Here is a 21364-nt window from a genome sequence, read left to right on the forward strand (position 1 = left end):
ACGCGGACTTCGATGGTGACCAAATGGCGGTTCACGTTCCATTAACGTTAGAAGCGCAATTAGAAGCGCGTGCGTTGATGATGTCTACCAACAACGTACTTTCACCGGCGAACGGCGATCCGATTATCGTGCCATCACAAGACGTGGTGTTGGGTCTTTACTATATGACCCGTGAAAAAGTGAACGGTAAAGGCGAAGGAATGTTATTGCAAGATCCACGCGAAGCGGAAAAAGCGTATCGTACCGGTGAAGCAGAATTACATTCTCGCGTAAAAGTGCGTATTACTGAGTATGTGAAAAATGAAGCCGGCGAATTTGATGCGAAAACCACACTTACCGATACCACCATCGGTCGTGCAATTTTATGGATGATCGCACCAAAAGGTATGCCATATTCCTTGTTCAACCAAACATTAGGCAAAAAAGCCATTTCAAAACTGATTAACGAAGCCTATCGTCGTTTAGGTTTGAAAGAAGCGGTCATGTTTGCTGACCATATTATGTACACCGGTTTTGCTTACGCGGCACGTTCCGGCTCATCTGTTGGTATCGACGATATGGTGATCCCGGCGAAGAAATACGAAATTATTTCTGCAGCAGAAGAAGAAGTTGCAGAAATTCAGGAACAATTCCAATCCGGTCTTGTGACTGCAGGCGAACGCTATAACAAAGTGATCGATATCTGGGCGGCAGCGAACGAACGCGTTGCGAAAGCCATGATGGAAAACTTGTCTCAAGAAGAAGTGATCAACCGTGAAGGTAAACCGGAAAAACAAGCGTCTTTCAACAGCATCTTTATGATGGCGGATTCCGGTGCGCGTGGTTCCGCGGCACAGATTCGTCAGTTAGCGGGTATGCGTGGTTTGATGGCGCGCCCGGATGGTTCAATCATCGAAACCCCAATCACCGCGAACTTCCGTGAAGGTTTGAACGTATTACAGTACTTTATTTCAACCCATGGTGCGCGTAAAGGTCTGGCGGACACCGCATTGAAAACAGCAAACTCCGGTTACTTAACCCGTCGTTTAGTTGACGTGGCGCAAGACTTAGTGATCATCGAAGACGACTGTGGTACACACGAAGGCTTAGTGATGACCCCATTAATCGAAGGTGGTGATGAAAAAGTACCACTTCGCGAATTGGTGTTAGGTCGTGTGGTAGCGGAAGACATCTTAAAACCGGGGACAGAAGAAGTTTTAATTCCACGTAATACCTTATTAGATGAAAAACTCTGTGATGTGTTAGATGAAAACTCCGTGGACAGCGTGAAAGTTCGTTCTGTTGTAACCTGTGATACCGACTTTGGTGTATGTGCGAAATGTTACGGTCGTGACCTTGCGCGTGGTCATCTTATCAACCAAGGTGAAGCGGTGGGCGTTATCGCGGCACAATCTATCGGTGAACCGGGTACACAGTTAACCATGCGTACGTTCCACATTGGTGGTGCGGCATCTGCCGCAGCCAAAGAGTCTAGCGTACAGGTGAAAAATACCGGTACATTACACTTAATGAACGCGAAATTTGTGACTAACGATGAAGGTAAATTAGTCTTAACTTCTCGCAACACGGAATTAACCATTACCGATGCATTCGGTCGTACTAAAGAACACTATAAAGTGCCTTACGGTGCGGTGTTAAGCAAAGGTGACGGTCAAGAAGTGACTGCTGGCGAAACCGTAGCGAACTGGGATCCACATACTATGCCGGTTGTGTCTGAAGTGGCGGGCTTCGTGAAATTCATCGACATCGTGGACGGCTTGACCGTCACACGTCAAACCGATGAATTAACCGGTCTTTCATCTATCGTGGTGCAAGACGTGGGTGAACGTGCAACCGCAGGTAAAGATTTACGTCCAACCATCAAATTGGTAGATGCAAACGGTAACGATATCTTCTTACCTGAAACGGATGTATTAGCCCAATACTTCCTACCGGGTAAAGCAATCGTCAGTTTAGACGATGGCGCGGCAGTGAAAGTGGGTGAACCATTAGCCCGTATTCCACAAGAATCTGTAGGTACCAAAGATATTACCGGTGGTCTTCCACGCGTGGCAGACTTGTTTGAAGCGCGTAAACCGAAAGAGCCTGCAATCTTGGCAGAAATCTCCGGTATCGTGTCCTTCGGCAAAGAAACCAAAGGTAAACGTCGTTTATTAATCACCCCAACTGAAGGTGAAACTTACGAAGAAATGATTCCAAAATGGCGTCAGCTCAACGTATTTGAAGGCGAAATGGTACAACGTGGTGACATCATCTCTGACGGTGCGGAAACGCCACACGATATTTTACGTTTACGCGGCGTGCGCGCAGTCACCGAGTACATCGTCAACGAAGTGCAAGATGTTTACCGCTTACAAGGGGTAAAAATCAACGACAAGCACATCGAAGTTATCGTACGTCAAATGTTGCGTAAGGCGATTATCACCAAAGCTTACGACTCCGAATTCCTCGAAGGGGAACAAGTGGAAGTGGCTCGCGTGAAAATCGTGAACCGTAAACGTGAAGCGGAAGGCAAACCACCGGTTGAATTCGAGCGTGAATTATTGGGGATCACCAAAGCGTCTCTTGCAACGGAATCCTTTATCTCGGCGGCATCGTTCCAAGAAACTACACGTGTTCTTACCGAAGCTGCGGTGGCAGGTAAACGTGACGAATTACGCGGTTTGAAAGAGAACGTCATCGTGGGTCGTTTAATTCCGGCCGGTACCGGTTTCGCGTATCACCAAAACCGCATTAAAAGCCGCCAAAAAGCAGCAGAATTAGCGGTAGAAGCGATCGAAGAACCAATCTCCACCTTCGCAAATGATGCTGATATTGAAGCAGAATTTGAATTCATTGCTGATGACGCAACGCAAAGTTTAGCAGCATTATTAAACTCCGAAATGGAAGATTAATATTGTGAAATAGGTAAATAAAAAAGCCCCGAAAGGGGCTTTTTTGTTAAACAGAAATCAATTAATGTAAAAATACTTTTATAGATTATTTTTACTTAGCTGAAATATCCCCCAATACTCTCGTCAACAAATCCCAATAGGTTTCTACCGTGGAAATTTGAACTTTCTCATCCGGCGAGTGGGCGTTGCGGATGGTTGGACCGAAAGACACCATTTCGATATTCGGATAATGTTCTTTGAGAAGACCGCATTCAAGGCCGGCGTGGATAACCTTAATGTCCGGCTGCTTGCCTAACACATCGGCATAATGTTTCATGGAAAGTTTTAAAATTGCGGAGTCGTTTACCGGTTTCCAGCCCGGATAAGGTGCGGAGAATTCGGTTTTAGCGCCGGCGAGGGAGGCGACCGAATCCAATAATTCGGTGACATAGGCCTTGCCGCTTTCAATTAATGAACGCACCAAAATCGTACCCTGCACATGAGTGCTGTTAGTTTTTAACACGCCGATACTGAGCGAACTTTCTACCACGTTTTTAATCACATCGCTGTTGCGAATCACGCCGTTTGGTAAGGCGTTCAATAAATTAATCACGGTTTGTGTACTTTGCGCATCAAACACGCTTTGCGGTTTGGCAATCGGTTCTAAGAATAAGGTCAAATTCGGCTCGGCAATCGCTAATTCTTCTTTTAATAAAACCTGCAAATTTTGAACCGTGCTTTCAAAGGCGTTTACTTCGCCGTCAAATGCCAAAATTGCTGCTGCTTCGCGCGGAATCGCGTTACGAATGGAGCCGCCACGGATTTCCGCAAGCCGGAAGTGCGATTGATGTTGTGAAAGTTTGGCTAACACACGGGCTAACATTTTAATCGCATTGGCGCGTCCGGTATGAATGTCCACGCCGGAATGGCCACCGCGCAAGCCTTTTAACACAAGCTGAAAGCTATGCGCAAATGTATTGACTTCGCATTGTACGGGAATCTCTAATTCGGCATTAATTCCGCCGGCGCAACCGATATAAATTTCACCGATTTCTTCGGTATCCGTATTAATCAAAATTTCCGATTGCAACCAATTACGACGCAAATTTAAGGCACCATCCATGCCGGTTTCTTCTGTCATAGTGAGCAATACTTCGAGCGGCGGATGGGCGATATCGTCGCTTTCCAACACTGCCAAGCAAGAGGCCAAACCGATGCCGTTGTCGGCGCCCAAGGTAGTACCTTGCGCTTTCACCCAATCACCGTCAATGTAAGGGCGAATCGGATCTTTGGTAAAGTCGTGTGAATTGCCCTCATTGGCTTGCGGCACCATATCCAAGTGCGCCTGCAACGCTACCGGAATGCAGTGTTCCATACCGGTGCTTGCCGGCTTACGAATCAGTACGTTACCGACTTCATCGCGTTCCACAAAAAACCGTTTTTCTTGCGCCCAGTTCACAATAAAATTCGCCAATTTGTCTTCGTGATGAGACGGGTGGGGAATCGCACAAATTTGCTCAAACCATTGCCATAATAATTGCGGTTGCAATGTCGTAATTTCAGACATATTCGCTCCTTTTTGCGTAAAATCGCACGAAATAATAGCATAAAACCCTGTTTCGCGTTATCCTTACGCCATTTTTATTTATCGACAAAATAAGGTATCAAAATGAGCGAAAAATATGTGGTGACTTGGGATATGTTCCAAATGCATGCCCGCAAATTATCAGAACGTTTACTTCCGGCCTCTCAATGGAAAGGCATCATCGCGGTGAGCCGCGGCGGTCTATTTCCGGCCGCGGTATTGGCGCGCGAATTAAGCATTCGCCACGTACAAACCGTTTGTATCGCCAGTTATCACGATCACAAAAATCAAGGCGAGTTGCAGGTATTGCATGCTGCCGAGGTGCCGAACGGCGGCGAAGGTTTTATCGTGGTGGACGATTTAGTGGACACCGGCAATACCGCGCGTGCAATTCGCGAAATGTACCCGAACGCAAAATTCGTTACCGTATTCGCCAAACCGGCCGGTGCACAATTAGTTGATGATTACATTGTCGATATTCCGCAAAACACTTGGATCGAACAGCCTTGGGATTTAGGTTTAACCTTTGTGCCGCCTCTCGCCAGAAAATAATTCAAGTTGTAGCGTTACAGAAAAGTGCGGTGAATTTTTGAAATAATATTGCAGTTACGTAAAACGGAAATTGCCTCACAAAATAGCACCGCATTGGAGCCGCTTCCAATGCGGTGCTATTTGTTAAGTACAAAATTCATGCGTCGTTTTGCATATTCAGTAGCTCACGAGATTATTACAACCTTTGCGCGCCGATATTAATGTAGTGAAAATCTAAGCGATACAAGTGTGTTCTATGTTTATGAGTAATTTTTCAGGTTTTAGAATTTGTTAAAAATTAAACCGTTTTTTATTTTGCTAAGTTGTTCAGATAATCCCTTAACGCATAAAGTGCAGTTAAATTTCGTGCTTCTGTAAAATTCGGATCGGCGAGTAACTCATCAATATTTGCCAATGGGAAACGCACGATTTCTAACGGCTCCGGTTCGTCGCCTTCCAGTCGGCAAGAATAGAAATCCCGTGCAATGAAAATATGCATTATGTTGCTCATATAACTCGGATTTGTATTGACTGTACGAAGAAAATGAATTTGTTTGGCGCCTAGACCAAGCTCTTCCTTCAGCTCACGATTAGCCGCGTCTTCCGGCTTCTCGCCCGCATCCACGCCGCCTTTAGGAAAGCCTAGTTCATAGCGCTCCGTGCCAACTGCATATTCGCGAACCAGCAAAAGCCAATCGTCGTCAATAGGCAGCATCATAACGGCGTGATGCTCGCTAGGTTTAAGGCGTTCATAAGTGCGCCGTTCACCGTTAGAAAATCGTAAATCGACAGATTGGATTTCCAACAAGCGGGATTTCGCGGCTGTACGAACGGCCAAAATTTCCGGTTGATTTTGCGACATAACCTTTCCTTTATTCTGTGATACCATCGCACATAATCTATCACAAATGACACTGAGAAATTTAACATGGACAAAAAAGAAGTCAGACTTGACAAGTGGCTTTGGGCCGCACGTTTTTATAAAACCCGCAGTATCGCCAAAGCAATGATTGAAGGCGGTAAAGTACATTACAACGGACAACGCGCCAAAGTCAGCAAAATTGTCGACGTGGGTGCGGTGCTAAAACTGCGTCAAGGTAATGAGGAAAAGGAAGTGGAAGTATTGGCGCTCAGTGATCAACGACGCGGCGCGCCGGAAGCTCAATTACTTTATCGCGAAACTGAACAAAGCGTAAAAAAACGCGAAGAAACAGCTTGGGCGCGTAAAAATAACATGCTTTCCATGCCGCATCCGGATCGCCGGCCTAACAAAAAAGAACGACGGGATTTGTTGAAATTTAAGCATCAAGAATAAATTGAATCTATCTTTTCAATCATATAAAGATTATGATGCGCTTGATAGTTATTGCTCTATTTTTCACGAATTCGTATTCAAAACGACCATGCTTAAAACCAAAAACATTCTCGTTGTTTCCTATTCCCAAACCGGGCAACTCTCCCGTTTGACGGAAAATTTTCTCGTACCGTTGCAAAATCAATCCAATATTTGTGTAGAACATTGTGTTATCAAACCGCAAAAACCTTACCTCTTCCCTTGGAAATTCATGACGTTTTTTAACCAATTTCCCGAATCTGTGCATTTAAGACCGGCGCCTATTGAGCCCCCGCAATTACAACGAAAAAACTATGATCTGGTAATCATCGCCTACAGCGTCTGGTTTCTCTCACCATCACAACCAATCACCGCATTTTTACAGTCGGAACAAGCACATATCCTGAAAGACACGCCGGTAATTACGCTGATCGGTTGCCGCAATATGTGGCTGATGGCACAGGAAAAAATGAAGAAAATATTGACCGCACTTGGCGCGAGTTTAATCGGCAATATTGTCAAAACCGATCAATCCAATTCATGGGCGAGTTTTATTACCACGCCGGCGTGGATGTTTAGCGGAAAAAAACGTTATTTTTCATGGCTACCGAGCGCGGGTATCAGTGATGCCGAAATACAGGATATGCAACGTTTCGGTGAAAAACTTTCGCACACTTTCAAACAGAATATACTGCTTGATCAAACCCTATTTCAGAATATGGGCGCAGTAAAAATTGATGAAAAATTGATGATGAGCGAAAAAGTCGGTCATCGCAGTTTCTATTTATGGGGCAAATTGCTGTTAAAGTGCGGTCAAATTTCACCGCGTTTTCGTCGTGTCGTTCTCTATTTTTACATTCTCTTTTTAATTGCGTTAATTCTCACCGTAGTGCCGTTTTCCGCGCTCATCAAACGCTTACTTAAGCCATTGTTAAAAGAAAAATTAGCGCACCAAAAACGCTATTTTGCCGAACCTTCAGGAGAATAAGTTGACTGCTTTAACCGATGTTTATATCAACCGTGTTGCCGCTTTTTTGCCTAATGCACCAGTGGAAAATGATCAAATCGAACAGATTTTAGGGCAGATCGGTGAGTTACCATCCCGCGTACGAAAAATGATTTTGCGTTCTAATGCAATCAAAACCCGCCATTATGCGATTAATCCGATCACACGAGAAACCACACACAGCGGTACAGAGCTTGCAGTAGAAGCAATCAAAGGCTTATTTGCCCAAGGCTTAAAAGCAGATGAAGTGAGCTGTTTAGCGTGCGGCACTTCTTACCCCGATCAAATTATGCCGGGGCAAGGCGTGATGATTCACGGTTTAATTCCTGACGCGCCACCTTATGAAGTACTCACCACCGCCGGCGTCTGTGTTGCCGGCATGGCGGCGATGAAACACGCTTACAACGGCATTCGTACCGGCGAACACCACAACGCCATCGCGGTCGCATCTGAAAGTGCCTCGGCAATTATGCGTAGCGAACATTTTGAAGCGGAAATCGATCAGAAAAAATTAGAGGATGCGCGCCCGGAAATCGGTTTTGAAAAAGATTTTCTTCGTTGGATGCTTTCCGATGGTGCAGGCGCAGTGCATTTAAGCAACAAGCCCAATCCGCAAGGAATTAGTTTCAAAATTCATTGGATTTATCTGATTTCTTACGCCAACGAAATGCCGGTTTGTATGTATGCCGGTGCCGAGTTACAGCAAGGAAAATTTGTCGGTTGGAAAAATGTGGATAAACAGACCCGCGATGCACGTAGTTTTATGGCAGTGAAACAAGATGTGAAATTGCTGAATGAAAACATTGTGCGTTGTACGGTAGAAAAGACATTGTTGCGTTTAATCGACAAATACGCTTTAAAAGCTGATGAAATTGATTATTTCCTGCCGCATTATTCTTCAGGCTTTTTCCGCGATAAATTATTGGAAGGATTGAAAAACATCAATTTCGTTATCCCGCAGGAAAAATGGTTTACCAACCTTGAAAGTAAAGGAAATACGGGATCAGCTTCCATCTATATTATTTTGCAAGAGTTTCTCGAAAAATACCCGCTTGTGAACGGACAAAAAGTGCTCTGTTATATTCCTGAGAGCGGTCGTTTTTCTTCTTGTTTTATGCTGCTTGAGGTCGTCGATGGACGTTAACGATATCCCGCAAGACGACAGCAAAATCTTCAAAGGACAGCGTAAAGTCATCTACGCCACCCAAAACGGCAACTACCAAACCGCCACCACTAACGGTTGGGAAATGGAAGAATTCGCTACCGAACAGGCGGTAGAAGAACTCAACCGACTCACCACCGAAGCGTTAGCCGCCGTAAAACTCGGCGAAAAGTCACCGCTCTTTTATTATATGTACCGCTACCGCTTCGACCTCCCCAGCCTCGCCCAAGCCACCGGCTTCTGGCAATGGCAAATCAAACGCCACTTTAAACCGCAAGTATTCGCGAAGTTGTCGGATAAGGTGTTGGAGAGATATGCGGAGGTTTTTGGGATAAGTCTTGAGGAAATAAAAAATGGCAGATAATGACATTATTATTTACACCACCGATGATGGGTTTTCGCAATTTACTTTGCGCGAACTGGGGCAGCAACTTTGGTTGAATCAACTAGAGTTGGCAGAGCTTTATCAAACCTCAAAGCAAAATATTAGCAAGCATATTAAAGCGATTTTGGCAGAAAATGAATTGGATGAAGCTTCAGTTGTCAACTTTCAGTTGACAACTGCCACTGATGGCAAGCGATATAATACTCAAATTTATGCGTTACCGATGATTTTAGCCATCGGTTATCGCGTCCGCTCCGCTCGAGGCACGCAATTTCGACAATGGGCAACGCGAACATTAACGGAATATATTCAAAAAGGCTTTGTTTTAGATGAAGAACGCTTAAAAAATCCACCTATCGGAACAAATCAAGCAGAGGATTATTTCGATCTTTTATTAGAAAAAATTCGGGATATTCGAGCAAGCGAGCGCAGAATGTATTTACGCGTTCGTGAAATTTTTACTTTAGCAGCAGACTATCAACCTTCATTTAAAGAAACGACGCAATTTTTCCAAAAAATCCAGAACAAATTACATTTTGCTTGCACGAACAGCACCGCATCGGAAATCATATTTCAGAGAGCCAACGCAAGTTTGCCCAATATGGGGCTGACAAATTTTCGTGGTACCGATGTGGTAAAAAAAGATGTAACCGTGGCGAAAAATTATTTGAATGAAAAAGAAATCACCGCATTAAACCGAATCATATCAATGTGGTTGGATTTCGCCGAAGATCAGGCTTCCCGCAAAAAACAATTTTTCTTAAAAGATTGGACGCAAAAGCTAGATGAATTTCTCGCTTTCAATGATCGTCAAGTATTGCAAAACGCCGGCTCAATCAGTAAACAACAAGCGGACGAAAAAGCCTATTTAGAATACGATAAATTTGCCAAAAATCGCCGGCAAGAAAAAGAGCGGCTAGGCGAAATTTACGTTGAAAAATTATTTAAATTAAAAAAATAACTTAACGATGAACAACAACTTCCACCACCAACACACCGCCCACTGCGAAAGCGGCGTCATGTCCACTCTGCTGAAAGCGCACGGCGTGGATTTTAACGAAGCCATGGTTTTCGGCTTGGCATCAGCGTTGACCTTTGTTTATATTCCGTTGGTGGAAATTAACGGAATGCCGCTGATTTCTTATCGAATGCCGCCGCGTTCGATTATCAAAAAAGTCTCAAAACGGCTGAAAGTGCGGTTAAAAATACAGAAGTTTCGCTCGCCGGAAATCGGGCTGCAAGCACTTGACAAGGCGTTGGCTGAAAATAAATTAGTGGGCTTGCAAACCTCGGTTTTCTGGCTGCCTTATTTTCCGCCTGAAATGCGTTTTCATTTTAATGCGCATAATTTAATCGTGTATGGCAAAGAGCAAAACGACTATCTGATTAGCGATCCTGTGTTTGAAAGCGTGCAACGTTGCGCAACGGAAGATTTGCAACGGGCGCGTTTTGTAAAAGGTGTATTAGCACCAAAAGGATTGATGTATTACTTTGAAAATCAACCGAATTTAGTCCAAATAGATTTACCTGCCTTAATTCATAAAGCCATTCGTAAGAACGCCAAACAAATGCTGGCGCCTCTATTTTTCGTCGGCGTTAAAGGCATCCGCACTGTCGCCAAACAAATTGAAAAGCTCGCAAATCACCCTTCGGAAAAATACAAACGCCTATACCTCGGGCATATCGTGCGTATGCAGGAAGAAATCGGCACCGGCGGCGCAGGTTTCCGTTATTTGTATGCCTATTTCCTCGAACAAGCTGCTGATATTTGCCAACAATCGAAGTACAAACAGGCATCCGAACAGATGACGGAAATCGGCGATATGTGGCGTCAATTTGCAGGATTATGTGTGAAACAATGCAAAAAGCCATCGGCGGAAGGCTATAACATGGTGGCGGACTATTTGCGGGAGATTGCGGATAGGGAACAGGCGCTTTGGCTGGAATTACGCACACTATGATTACGGTTCAAACCCTTTCACATCGCTACCCCAACGCCCAAAACCTCGCGTTGCGCGACATCAATTTCAGCATTGAAAACGCATCCACCATTGGCTTACTTGGCCCTAACGGCGCGGGCAAAACGACACTTATGTCGCTGCTTGCCGGGTTGCAGTCCGTGCAGCAGGGACAGATTTATTTCAATGCGGTACCATTTGCACAGTTGACCAAAAAGCAACGCCATCAAATTTCCTTGGTGCCACAGGATTTTGCTTTTTATCCGTTGCTGACGGTGTGGGAAAATCTGAAATTTTTTGCCGCACTTTATGAGGTGAAAGACAAAAATTATCTGCAAGCCTTGCTGGAACAGGTGGATTTAACGGCGCATAAAAACAAACTTGCGAAACATTTATCCGGCGGTTTAAAGCGCCGCTTGAATTTTGCCATCGGTTTAATTAATCGCCCGAAAGTGATTTTTTTAGATGAGATTACGGTAGGCATCGACCCACAATCCCGCCAGTTTATTTTGAATAGCGTAGCGGCGTTGAAACAGCAAGGTGTCACCGTGATTTATACCTCCCATTATTTGCAGGAAATCGAACAATTATGCGATAAATTGGTGCTGCTGAACGAAGGCGAATTGATTTATCAGGGATCGGTGCAGGACATTTTAAAAGAAGGGCAAAGTCTGGAACGTTTTTATTTGGATTTTTTAAATAAGGCAGAAAAAACGTGTTAATTGCTTCGATTGCCAAAGAAATGCGTCTATTAAGTCGCGATCTGCACGGTGTCGCCGTATTATTTATCATGCCGATTTTGTTCATGCTGATTATGTCGGCCGCGTTGAGCAATGATAATGCCTTAAGCAATCGCTCGGAAATTATGCTACTGAGTGAAAAAAATGCGCTTAACGATGCCTTTTTAGATGCGCTCAAAAATGAAAAACTTGCCGTTCATCAAGCGCCACCGGAAGAGCTGGCGCAATACCAAGAGGCGCTACAAGCAGGGAAATTTGATTTGCTAATTTTCAATCCGAATAAAAAACAGACCGCACTTTCCGAAGAACAAAATCTGCAACTTTGGCTTAATCCGAGCGTGGATCGCAGTTGGTTGTTGGGTGTGAAAGGCGTGTTGCAAAAGCATTATTCGCAACTGCGTTTAAACGATTATTTGGCAGACAATCACATTACGTTAGAAAATAACAAACGTAAGCCAATTAAAGAGATTCAAAATAAAGTCAATAAAGAACTGGATAGCAAATTCGCCCAAATTAACGATTATCTGGCAAAAGATTTATGGCAGGAAATTTATGTGAATCGGCAAGGGAAAGCAGTTTCCAAGCCAAATTCCGTGCAACATAGCGTGCCAGCCTGGCTGATTTTCGGTATGTTCTTTATCATGATTCCCCTGTCCAATGTGATGGCGATGGAACGCCAAACCAACACGCTTACCCGTCTGCGCATGGCGCGCACCTCTGCATGGAGCCAGATTGTTGCCAAATTGATTCCGTATTTCCTCATCAACCAACTGCAATTTGTCGGCATGGTGGCGCTCGGTTATTTTGTATTGCCAGCGCTGGATATGCCGGCGTTTGGGTTAACGGGCGATTGGTTGCCTTATTTTGTGCTATCCGGCGCCGTTAGCCTTGCCGCGTTGGGTTATGGTTTGCTGGTAAGCGTTCTGGCGCGTACCACCGAGCATGCCGTAGTATTGGGCGGTGGCGGCATTATTATTATGGCAGCAATCGGGGGGATTATGGTGCCCGTTTATGTCATGCCCGAGATCATGCAAACTGTAGCGCAATTTTCCCCGATGGGCTGGGCATTAAGCGGTTTTCAGAATTTATTGCTGAATCATTACGCGCTTAGCCAAATTCAGCAACCGCTCTATTTGTTAAGCGCTTTCGGCATTGTTACGCTACTTTTAGCCACATTAATTTATCAACGACAATTGACGACACAAGCGAGATTCTAATGGCTTATCTTTTCACGCTGGAGCATCCGGCATTAGAACAGGAACTCAAAAAACTGATTATCCAAGAAACGGAAAAAGATGAATTTGACCCGACAGAAATCAGCGACGAAGAACCGTTATTTGGCGAACAAAGCCGCATTCAGTTAGATTCTTTAGATGCTTTGCAGATTGTCGTGGCTTTGCAAGCCCATTTCGGCGTACGTTTGCAGGGCGATCGCATGGTGCGTAAACATATGATGAATGTGCGAGATCTTGCCGCCTTTATCCGCGAACAGCACCAAAAAGTCTGATGAATATTTATCTCAACGCCACCTCCGCCAAGTTTGCCGACAGTTTAGGGCAGCGCACCTCCAATATGTTGGGGCAACCGCTCCGTTTTCCGTACTTCAATGCTTTTGAGGAGCCTTTGCTTTCCCTTGAACAGCTTTACGCGTATTTTGATGTGGAAATCGACCGCACTTTACAGGAGGCGGGCTGGAATAAAAGCGAGTTGAAGCATATTCCCATTCTGCTCGGTTCCACCGCTTATGTTATCAGCGATTGTGAAGCCCGCCTGGCGCACAATCTCCCATTGCCGGAAGAACATAGTCTGGCGGTGATTGCCGATGATTTACGTGCCCGTTATCAAACGGAGGTGTTCAGTTTCGCCACCTCTTGTACTTCTTCCGCACAGGCAATGGGTTACGCTTACAAAATGCTAAAAAGCGGCATGTATGAAAAAGCCTTGGTTATTGGCTTTGAGATGTTTAATCGCCTGACGTTTGAGCATTTTCAGGCGATGAATTTGTTATCACAGGAAGCGCAATATTCGCCGCTCACAAACCCAACGGGCATTGTGTTAGGCGAAGGCATCGGCTGTGTGGCGTTATCTACTCAAGCGAATCCACAATTGCCTTGCGAAATAGTGGGCGTCACGACGCTAACCGATAACGAAAATCTCACCAACAGCAGTGAATCGGCATTGCGTAACCTGATTAATGCCTGCCTCAATAATGCCAATTTCACGCCGGCCGACATTGACGGTGTAAAAGTCCATGGCGTTGGCGGCAACAGCGATGAAATGGAGCTACGGTTTTTACAAGAAATTTTCCCTCTCGCGCAATGGCTTTCCATAAAAGCCCAAACGGGACACACCCTTGGCGCAAGTGGGGCGCTTGAAAGCGCCATTTTATTCAATCAATTGAAAAGCGAACCTCAAAAGTGCGGTCGTTTTTTAAATTATTTTTTAGGTTTCGGTGGAAGCAATATAGCTTGGGTGCTTGAGGTAAACAAATGACCTACTTTATCCGACAAATCCATCAGTTCATCAGCAACGATATGGACGACAAAACCTTGCGCCAACAACTCAAAGCACATGGCGTTGATGCCCGTCGTTTAAGCCGCTTCACTCAACTTGCTCTTCTAGGCGCATTACCGCTAAAGCCTTATTTAACGGAGAAAAGCGGTATTTATCTCGGCTCACCGTTTAATTCACCCAGTAAATTCGACAAAATGTTCCACCAACTCACGGCACAAAACCTGCCAAGCCCGTTGGATTTTATGGCGAATATCAATAACGCGGCGACCTTTCAACTGGCGCAAACCTTGCAAATTCATGGCAATTCGCTGTTTTTGGCGGTAAATCAGCAAACCATTTGGCAACCGTTACGGTTGGCGTTGCTGGATCTGGAACAGCAAGAGATGCCATCCGCGCTGGTCGGTTGGGTGTTGGAGAACGACAACGGACAACAAGAAGGGGCGTGCTTTTGGATAGTGTCGAAGGACGCAGAAGGTGCGCTCGAAAAGTTGAATAATCTGCCGAATATTGACAATACGCAAGAGATGGATTTTTTATCTATTGTATTAAATCCGACATTTGTTTAACGCGAAACGCTTGGCTTGAACCAATTATTGAAAGTCCAAAACAGCACCGCATTGAAATGGCTTCAATGCGGTGCTGTTTTGGATGAACGAACGGTAAACCCGGTTGAAATTACGCATGGCTCGAGGTCAGCAAACCTAATTTCCGCGTCCTACCGCCGATTTTATTTTTATCCCTGCCAACGCTTAAAAATCAACGAGGTATTCACGCCACCGAAGGCAAAGTTGTTATTCATCACATAATCCGTGTCAATATAGCGTCCGTCGCCTTGGATGTAGTCCAGTTTACCGCAACGTTCGTCAATGTTATCCAGATTAATGGTCGGTGCAAACCAACCATCACGCATCATTTCAATAGAAAACCAGGATTCCAATGCACCGCATGCCCCGAGCGTATGGCCTAAATAACTTTTTTGCGAGCTTAACGGAATCTTGCCGAACACTGCTTCGGTGGCGAGGGTTTCCGCAATATCGCCTTGCTCCGTCGCCGTGCCATGTCCGTTCACATAACCAATTTTTTGTGGCGATAAATTCGCATCTTTTAACGCCAATTCCATGCAACGTTGCATGGTGTCCTTTTGCGGGCGAGTAACATGCGCGCCGTCACTGTTGGCACCATAGCCCACCACTTCTGCGATAATATTGGCATTGCGCGCGAGGGCATGTTCCAGTTCTTCCAACACGAAAATTCCGGCACCTTCACCGATCACCAAACCATCACGATCTCTGTCGTAAGGACGCGGGGTTTGTTTTGGCTGATTGACATTACGGCTTGCCGCATAAAGAGAATCAAACACATACACTTCCGACGGACAAAATTCCTCGGCACCACCGGCAAGCATCATCGGAATTAAGCCGTATTTAATCGATTCGTAAGCATAACCGATACCTTGGCTGCCGGAAGAACAGGCGCTGGAAGTAGGAATAATACGCCCTGTTAAACCAAAGAAAATACCAATATTGGCGGCGGTGGTGTGTGGCATCATGCGCACATAGGTGTTGGCGTTAAAGCCGTCGGATTTACCGGTCATCAGTAGTTCGGCGGCATCTTTAATATCGTTGGTGGAACCGGTGGAAGAACCACAGGCAACGCCCATTCGGCCATCTTTCAAATAAGCCTGGATTTCACCGTTTTCATCCAATAACCCGGCATCGGCTAACGCGCGTTCGGCGGCTTCCACGGCAAATTGCGACACCCGCCCGAGGCTGCGTAATTGTTTACGATTCCAATGTGCCGGCGGCTGATAATCGAAAATTTCCGCGCCTAAACGGGCTTCCAGCTCAGGATAGCGCGTCGCCCAATCCGCTTTGGCCTGCACGGCGTTTTGCTTACGTCGAAAAGCCGCTTGGATGTCCCGCCATTCTTTACCGAAGGCAGTCACTGCACCGATGCCGGTGATCACAACTCGTTTCATGTTAATTCGTCTCTTTGCTTATTTAACACAAACCGCCGTTTACGGCGATCACTTGGCGGGTAATATATGCGGCTTTTTCGTCCATCAGAAAATTTACGGCGTGCGCGACTTCTTCCGGATCACCCATACGCCCGGCGGGAATCATTTTCAGAATTTCATCAATAGGTACATTTTCATCCAGAATATCCGTGTCAATTAAGCCGGGCGCCACACAATTAACAGTGATTTTACGCTTCGCCAATTCCACCGCCAGCGCTTTCGCGGCGCCGATAATACCCGCTTTGGAGGCGCTGTAATTGACTTGACCGCGATTGCCGATTAAGCCCGATACGGAGGTAATACACACAATGCGTCCCGCTTTGCGACGACGAATCATCGGCATCATAATCGGGTGTAACACATTATAAAAACCATCCAGATTGGTCCGCAGTACCTTGTCCCAATCCTCATCCGTTAACGCCGGAAAGGCGTTATCGCGGGTTAGACCGGCGTTTAACACCACTCCGTAATACGCGCCGTTGGCTTCCACATCGGCAATCAGTTTTTCCGCCGTCTCGACGCGATTACTTACATCAAACTGTAACACGCGGGCATTTTGCCCTAGTTCGCGTACCGCCTGAGCCACCGCTTCCGCTTCTACCGCGCGGTTGCGACAATGCACCACAATATCAAATCCCGCTTGTGCCAAACGTAAGGCAATGGCTTTGCCGATACCTCGGCTGGAACCTGTAATTAAAATGGTTTGCTTCATCTTCTTTCTCAAATTTTCTAAAAAGTGCCGTCAAATTTACGCTTGTTCTTCGCTATGCCGAGGACGAAATACATTTAATGCGCCGTCTAACAGCACGTTACCACTTTCGGCTTCGACCAGTTCACAATCAAACACACCGAATCCGGAAGCGTCTTCAATGGATAATTTCACGCGAATTCGTAATGCCGTGCCAACCGGAATAAACGGCTGATGTTGCGTTAAACGACGCGAACCAAGCCAATAACCCAAGCCAATCGGCTTGCCGGCCCGCACGCATTGATAACCCGCCCAAGCAGCAATGCCTTGCGCGAGAATTTCCGCGCCCATAAAGGTGGAAAGTTGCCCGTTACGGACCAATAAATTATCAGCGCGCAGATAAGTTTCGGCAATCAAATGTTCGCCATCAACTTCCGTGATCGCGTCTAACAACACCATTTCTCCACTATGCGGAATTAACGCGGCGACTTCGGTTATTGGACAAGTTAAATCAATCATCGGCTTCTCCTAAAATCAGTACCGTATTATTGCCGCCAAAAGCAAAAGAACTGCTAGCGCCAATGCGGTGCCCGTACGGCCAGTAATCGTTTCGACTCGTTAAATGAATTTGTGCGGTAACCTCATCGGCTTGATTGTCCCAGCGTTGCGCAGGTAATTTGCCTGACGGATTGGTTTGCGGAGCAATTACCCCCCATAAAATCGCTGCCTCAATCGCTCCAGCCGCCCCCAAGGTGTGTCCGGTATAAGGTTTGGTTGTGCTACAAGGTGTTTGCGAACCGAAAATATGTTTTACTGCGATGGCTTCCATTTGGTCGTTATGGAAAGTGCCGGTGCCGTGCAAATTAATCCAGCCGATTTGGTCGGCGGTCAATTTGGCTGATTTAAATGCGGTGCTAAAAGCCGAGATCGCACCTTCGCCCGCCGGATGCGGCGACGACATATGATAGGCATCGCTGCTGGTGCCGTACCCCAACAGCGCAACAGAAGATTCATCCAAGGCTTCTCTGCTCATCACGAAAACAGCGGCGCCTTCGCCTAAATTAATGCCGTTGCGATTGGCGGAGAACGGGTTGGTTGGTTGCGTCGATAACACGGACAACGAATGAAAACCGACCAACGTGAGTAAAGAAAGCGTATCTACACCGCCACAAATCACCGCGTCGCACAAATTTGCCTTCAATAACCGTGCGGCGCTGATTAAGGCTTTAGCACCCGAAGTGCAAGCAGTGGAAATGCCGTAGCAAATGCCCGATAAACCGTATTGATACGCGATGAAATCCGCAGCGGCGGAAAAGTATTGTTGTTGCTGATTAAACGGAACGCCCGACCAATCATTGTGTCGTGCGGCATATTGAAATACCGGCAAGTTTTCATCCACCCCGGTAGTGGAAGTGCCAATCACCACTGCCACCCGTTGTTTACCGAAGCGTCGAATCGCCCGTTCAATGCGGTCCTCAATTTGCACCAGACCATGCCATAACAATTGGTTATTGCGGCTTCGGTGCGCTCTCGGCAAATCGTCGGGGAACGGGCGCAACGACAACGCCACTTCACCGACCATCGCGGATTTATCTTTTAAACCGCTTTCTCGGAAGAGTTTATCCGACGCATAAAGAGGTGATTCAACTTCATTTAGCAACGCCTTGATGTGATGCTCAAGACCTTCGCCTAAACTGCTAACAATGGCGGGTTTAGTTAAAAATAATTGCACGTAATCCTCTAATTCAATCTCTCGATATGCCACTCGCTGCCATCTGCTAAGACGATTTCCCATTGTTCGGTAAGCGCGCGAGTCGTCCACAGCCACTCGCCTCGGCGGCGATAAATTTTATTTTGCGATGTCTGTTGAACCTCAATAAGATCGGCACGAAGCGGTGGCGAAAATTCATAGGCAAGCGCCAAAAAGAGCCATTGAGCCTGGCTATTCGGCATAACGAAACCGTCATTTTGCCAACCTTGCGGAGTAAGCAACAACCGAGCCAGCGGCGAACCTAAAGGCTCGGTTTGCACCCAACGCCATTGATTCGGCATAAATTGCACGGTCAACAAGCTAGTTTGATAAAGGGTTTGATTCTGCCGCCGCTCCACTTTGAAGGTCTTGCTTGCTACTTGTTGTTGTGGCAATTGCGTGATCGTTGGGAAACTCGTACATGCGCTTAAACAAAGCGCTAGCGCCAACAGCAAAAATAATTTTTTCATCGTTTCTCCGAGAAAAAAATGCAGTGAATTCTAGCGATTAGCCTTATCTAGATCAACGGATAAATTTTGCGCTGCACAACATGCTTAGTAGCACGCCTAAAGTTACCGTTAAGCCGAATCCGGCCACTGCCGGCGTCGAACTCATACCCAGTAATGCAAAGGAAATCAGCGTGGTGGTCGCCGCTAAAAACAGTGTAAATTGTTTTTCGAAACGGGCTGCCCGTACCGTTTGCATATACACCGCATAGTCGATACCGATAGCGGAAACCAACAATAAGCCGAACATTGAAAACAAGCCGATTGGTAAACCAATCCAACCGCACAGCGCAACCGTCAGCACAATCGCGACACAAGGTACGAGCAATAAACGCAAAGTCGTTTTGCCGTTAAACCATTTACGCAACAACAATGCCGCCAATACAAAAGACAGTACTTTTAACCACGCCGCTTGATTACGCGTCATTTGGAAACCGTGGTTGAGTGACGCGCGTTTATCAAGCCAGAAAATATCTTGCTGATTTGCCAATTTTGCCATTTCCGCGCTGTCTGCCTCTTTTACTTTGACCAAGCCGGCAACCTGCGTTTCGCTCAATCGACCTAAATAATAAGGCCGCCAAGCCTGCCCCAATGTTGTGGATAATGCCGCTTGCAAGCTAAGCGGCGGTTGTTCTGCCAACATACGTAAACTCTCTACGACGGCATATTGCGGGATGCCCAATTTGGTTAACGGCGCATAATCCGCCGGTCGAATCGTCGCCGAAATTTGGCGGGCAAGCGTTTGTTGCCGTTGCGGCGTGACAAACCATTGACTTAACGCTTGAATATTCACACCTCGCGCGGTCAAATCCGCCGCCAATGCGGTGCTCTTTTCCAACAACTCGTCATCATTTTCGGCACAAATTAAAAACGCTTGCGCGCCCCAGTCAAAGCCTGTCAGTTGGCCAATTTGGCGCATTTCCTCCAACATCGTTTTCGGCATGGAAACCCACGAGCGAATATCATCCTGCCATTGTGAACGATAAATCCCGACCGCCGTAAAACAAAGCAATAAAACGGCAAACCCGCGATTACCTTGAAACGCCGCAAATTTTTCAAATATTGCGCGCACCTTGTTGTAACCTTTGCGATCTACCAACCGATTCGCGACTTGATAAGAGCCGATTAAAAACGGCAGAAGAAGTTGTGTAGTCCACACGGCGGCGATTAATGCTACTGCAGAAAATAGCGCCGTTTGTTTTAACACCGGTAAGTCGGTAAATGCCAGTAAACCATAACCGAGCAATGTCACCAATAAACTCATGGTAAAAGTAAAACGCAATTTTGCCATGGCGGGGCGTGCTTGCCAGTTCGCTCTAAATAACGAGCCGGCGAACCAATGCAACGGAAAGTCAATCAACACCCCGACCAAACTGGTACCAACTACAATCGTCAGAATATGAATATGCCGAAATACCAATAATGTAGCGGCGATGCCCGCTGCCATTCCGACGACGATCGGCAAAAACAACCACAAAATCCGCCAAGTACGAAAAACGCGCCACAAAAGCAATAGCGTCAAACTAATGCCCGACAGGCTCATTAATGTGCTTTCGCGCTCTGCTTTTTGTTTGGCGTCAGCGGCAAATAATGCATTGCCGGCCACAAGAAAGTGCGCTTCTCGGGCTTCCAATTGGCGACGATTTTGCTCTAACAACGTGGTTAATTTAGCCGCGGGATTAAGCCAAGTTTGCGCATTTAATTCGCCACGCAACAGAACCCAAGTGAGCCCGTCTTGTGTTACCGACAACATCCCGTTTGTCGCATTCCATTGAAGCCGCCCGATTTGTGCACGGTTTATTGCAAAGCGCCCGAAGCCCAACCAATCTTGTTCCAAAGGCAATAAATTGGTCTGTTCAAAAGGGTTGGCTAATTGCTGTGCATAGTGTTGAAAATACTCGGCGGGACGTCGCAACAATTGTTCTTGAATGTGTTCGGGCAAAGTCGCCCAAGCCAATTGCTGAATTTCTTGACGAAGCTGATTTAAATCAGGCTGAATGTGTGCATTTACTTGTGCAAAATCACCGCTTGTTTGCCAAACTTGCGCTGTTTCTTCTGCCAACGTAAAAGCTTGTTCAGGGTCAGTATGACCGACTAATGCGATCAGTTGGCGATTTAATTGCTGTTCTTGCCGTTTGTCTGCCTCAATGAGCACCGCATTGACGCCTTGCTGGGAAGGCAATAACGTGCGTAAGTCCGTTTGCAACCATTCGCCTTGGTGCAAAAAACCGGCTAACAGCGCAACGGTGAATACCAGAAAGAGGGCGTAACCCCAAATTTGATAAGCGGAGAAAAACGCGATCGTTTTTTTCATGG

21 protein-coding genes are annotated in these 21364 nt (G+C 46.2%); 13 read left to right on the plus strand and 8 right to left on the minus strand.

Features of this window, described 5'->3' with window-relative positions; translation table 11 throughout:
• The coding region (locus ACO59Y_RS06255; RefSeq protein ID WP_486131614.1) for a DNA-directed RNA polymerase subunit beta' at positions 1–2894 on the plus strand (2894 nt) is incomplete at its 5' end.
• A 91-nt stretch (positions 2895–2985) separates the two neighbouring features.
• Here the strand turns inward: ACO59Y_RS06255 and pepD are convergent.
• Positions 2986–4440, minus strand: a complete 1455-nt coding sequence (gene pepD, locus ACO59Y_RS06260; protein ID WP_486131616.1) for a beta-Ala-His dipeptidase — start codon at positions 4438–4440, stop codon at positions 2986–2988.
• 102 nt (positions 4441–4542) lie between these two features.
• Here pepD and gpt point away from each other — a divergent pair, with 102 nt between their 5' ends.
• A complete protein-coding gene (gene gpt / locus ACO59Y_RS06265; protein WP_373603427.1) occupies positions 4543–5010 on the plus strand; it encodes a xanthine phosphoribosyltransferase in 468 nt (155 codons plus the stop codon).
• A 289-nt stretch (positions 5011–5299) separates the two neighbouring features.
• Here gpt and nudE read toward each other — a convergent pair whose 3' ends face one another.
• Positions 5300–5851 carry an ADP compounds hydrolase NudE gene (gene nudE, locus ACO59Y_RS06270; RefSeq protein ID WP_486131618.1) on the minus strand — a complete coding sequence of 184 codons (552 nt, stop codon included), beginning with the start codon at positions 5849–5851 and terminating at the stop codon, positions 5300–5302.
• 66 nt (positions 5852–5917) lie between these two features.
• Between nudE and hslR the strand changes: the two genes are divergently transcribed.
• The 11 genes from hslR (at position 5918) to ACO59Y_RS06325 (ending at position 14653) form a co-directional block, all read left to right on the plus strand.
• The gene (hslR, locus tag ACO59Y_RS06275; protein WP_373603429.1) at positions 5918–6304 is read left to right on the plus strand and encodes a ribosome-associated heat shock protein Hsp15; all 387 of its coding nucleotides are present in this window, start codon (positions 5918–5920) and stop codon (positions 6302–6304) included.
• An 88-nt stretch (positions 6305–6392) separates the two neighbouring features.
• A complete protein-coding gene (locus ACO59Y_RS06280) occupies positions 6393–7310 on the plus strand; it encodes a dialkylresorcinol condensing enzyme (RefSeq protein WP_486131620.1) in 918 nt (305 codons plus the stop codon).
• A 1-nt stretch (position 7311) separates the two neighbouring features.
• Positions 7312–8472 carry a beta-ketoacyl-ACP synthase III gene (locus ACO59Y_RS06285; protein WP_486131622.1) on the plus strand — a complete coding sequence of 387 codons (1161 nt, stop codon included), beginning with the start codon at positions 7312–7314 and terminating at the stop codon, positions 8470–8472.
• A complete protein-coding gene (locus tag ACO59Y_RS06290) occupies positions 8462–8854 on the plus strand; it encodes a DarG family dialkylresorcinol biosynthesis protein (RefSeq protein WP_486131624.1) in 393 nt (130 codons plus the stop codon). The genes ACO59Y_RS06285 and ACO59Y_RS06290 overlap by 11 nt, the downstream gene beginning before the upstream one ends.
• A complete protein-coding gene (locus ACO59Y_RS06295; protein WP_486131626.1) occupies positions 8844–9836 on the plus strand; it encodes a virulence RhuM family protein in 993 nt (330 codons plus the stop codon). The genes ACO59Y_RS06290 and ACO59Y_RS06295 overlap by 11 nt, the downstream gene beginning before the upstream one ends.
• A 7-nt stretch (positions 9837–9843) precedes the next feature.
• Positions 9844–10836, plus strand: a complete 993-nt coding sequence (gene darH, locus ACO59Y_RS06300) for a BtrH-related acyltransferase DarH (protein WP_486131628.1) — start codon at positions 9844–9846, stop codon at positions 10834–10836.
• Positions 10833–11555 (plus strand): ABC transporter ATP-binding protein, encoded by a 723-nt coding sequence (locus tag ACO59Y_RS06305; protein WP_486131630.1) that lies wholly within the window; start codon positions 10833–10835, stop codon positions 11553–11555. Before darH ends, ACO59Y_RS06305 begins: the two co-directional genes overlap by 4 nt.
• The gene (locus tag ACO59Y_RS06310) at positions 11549–12790 is read left to right on the plus strand and encodes an ABC transporter permease (protein WP_486131632.1); all 1242 of its coding nucleotides are present in this window, start codon (positions 11549–11551) and stop codon (positions 12788–12790) included. Before ACO59Y_RS06305 ends, ACO59Y_RS06310 begins: the two co-directional genes overlap by 7 nt.
• Positions 12790–13080, plus strand: a complete 291-nt coding sequence (locus ACO59Y_RS06315) for an acyl carrier protein (protein ID WP_486131634.1) — start codon at positions 12790–12792, stop codon at positions 13078–13080. The genes ACO59Y_RS06310 and ACO59Y_RS06315 overlap by 1 nt, the downstream gene beginning before the upstream one ends.
• Positions 13080–14066 carry a beta-ketoacyl synthase N-terminal-like domain-containing protein gene (locus ACO59Y_RS06320; protein WP_486131636.1) on the plus strand — a complete coding sequence of 329 codons (987 nt, stop codon included), beginning with the start codon at positions 13080–13082 and terminating at the stop codon, positions 14064–14066. Before ACO59Y_RS06315 ends, ACO59Y_RS06320 begins: the two co-directional genes overlap by 1 nt.
• Positions 14063–14653 carry a hypothetical protein gene (locus ACO59Y_RS06325; protein ID WP_486131638.1) on the plus strand — a complete coding sequence of 197 codons (591 nt, stop codon included), beginning with the start codon at positions 14063–14065 and terminating at the stop codon, positions 14651–14653. Before ACO59Y_RS06320 ends, ACO59Y_RS06325 begins: the two co-directional genes overlap by 4 nt.
• A gap of 167 nt (positions 14654–14820) precedes the next feature.
• Here the strand turns inward: ACO59Y_RS06325 and ACO59Y_RS06330 are convergent, their stop codons facing one another.
• From ACO59Y_RS06330 to ACO59Y_RS06355, 6 genes are read right to left on the minus strand one after another with little or no spacing between them, the layout of a single operon-like run.
• Positions 14821–16065 carry a beta-ketoacyl-ACP synthase gene (locus ACO59Y_RS06330; protein WP_486131640.1) on the minus strand — a complete coding sequence of 415 codons (1245 nt, stop codon included), beginning with the start codon at positions 16063–16065 and terminating at the stop codon, positions 14821–14823.
• Between the two features lie 22 nt (positions 16066–16087).
• Positions 16088–16816, minus strand: a complete 729-nt coding sequence (gene fabG / locus ACO59Y_RS06335) for a 3-oxoacyl-ACP reductase FabG (RefSeq protein WP_486131642.1) — start codon at positions 16814–16816, stop codon at positions 16088–16090.
• Positions 16817–16852: 36 nt separating this feature from the next.
• On the minus strand, positions 16853–17311 hold the full coding sequence (locus tag ACO59Y_RS06340; protein WP_373603443.1) for a hotdog family protein: 459 nt from the start codon (positions 17309–17311) through the stop codon (positions 16853–16855).
• A complete protein-coding gene (locus ACO59Y_RS06345) occupies positions 17304–18524 on the minus strand; it encodes a beta-ketoacyl-ACP synthase (protein ID WP_486131726.1) in 1221 nt (406 codons plus the stop codon). Before ACO59Y_RS06345 ends, ACO59Y_RS06340 begins: the two co-directional genes overlap by 8 nt.
• A gap of 8 nt (positions 18525–18532) precedes the next feature.
• Positions 18533–19012, minus strand: a complete 480-nt coding sequence (locus ACO59Y_RS06350) for a hypothetical protein (RefSeq protein WP_486131644.1) — start codon at positions 19010–19012, stop codon at positions 18533–18535.
• A gap of 52 nt (positions 19013–19064) precedes the next feature.
• On the minus strand, positions 19065–21362 hold the full coding sequence (locus ACO59Y_RS06355) for an MMPL family transporter (protein WP_486131646.1): 2298 nt from the start codon (positions 21360–21362) through the stop codon (positions 19065–19067).
• Between the last annotated feature and the right edge of the window lie 2 nt (positions 21363–21364).

The organism is Rodentibacter sp., assembly GCF_057314195.1.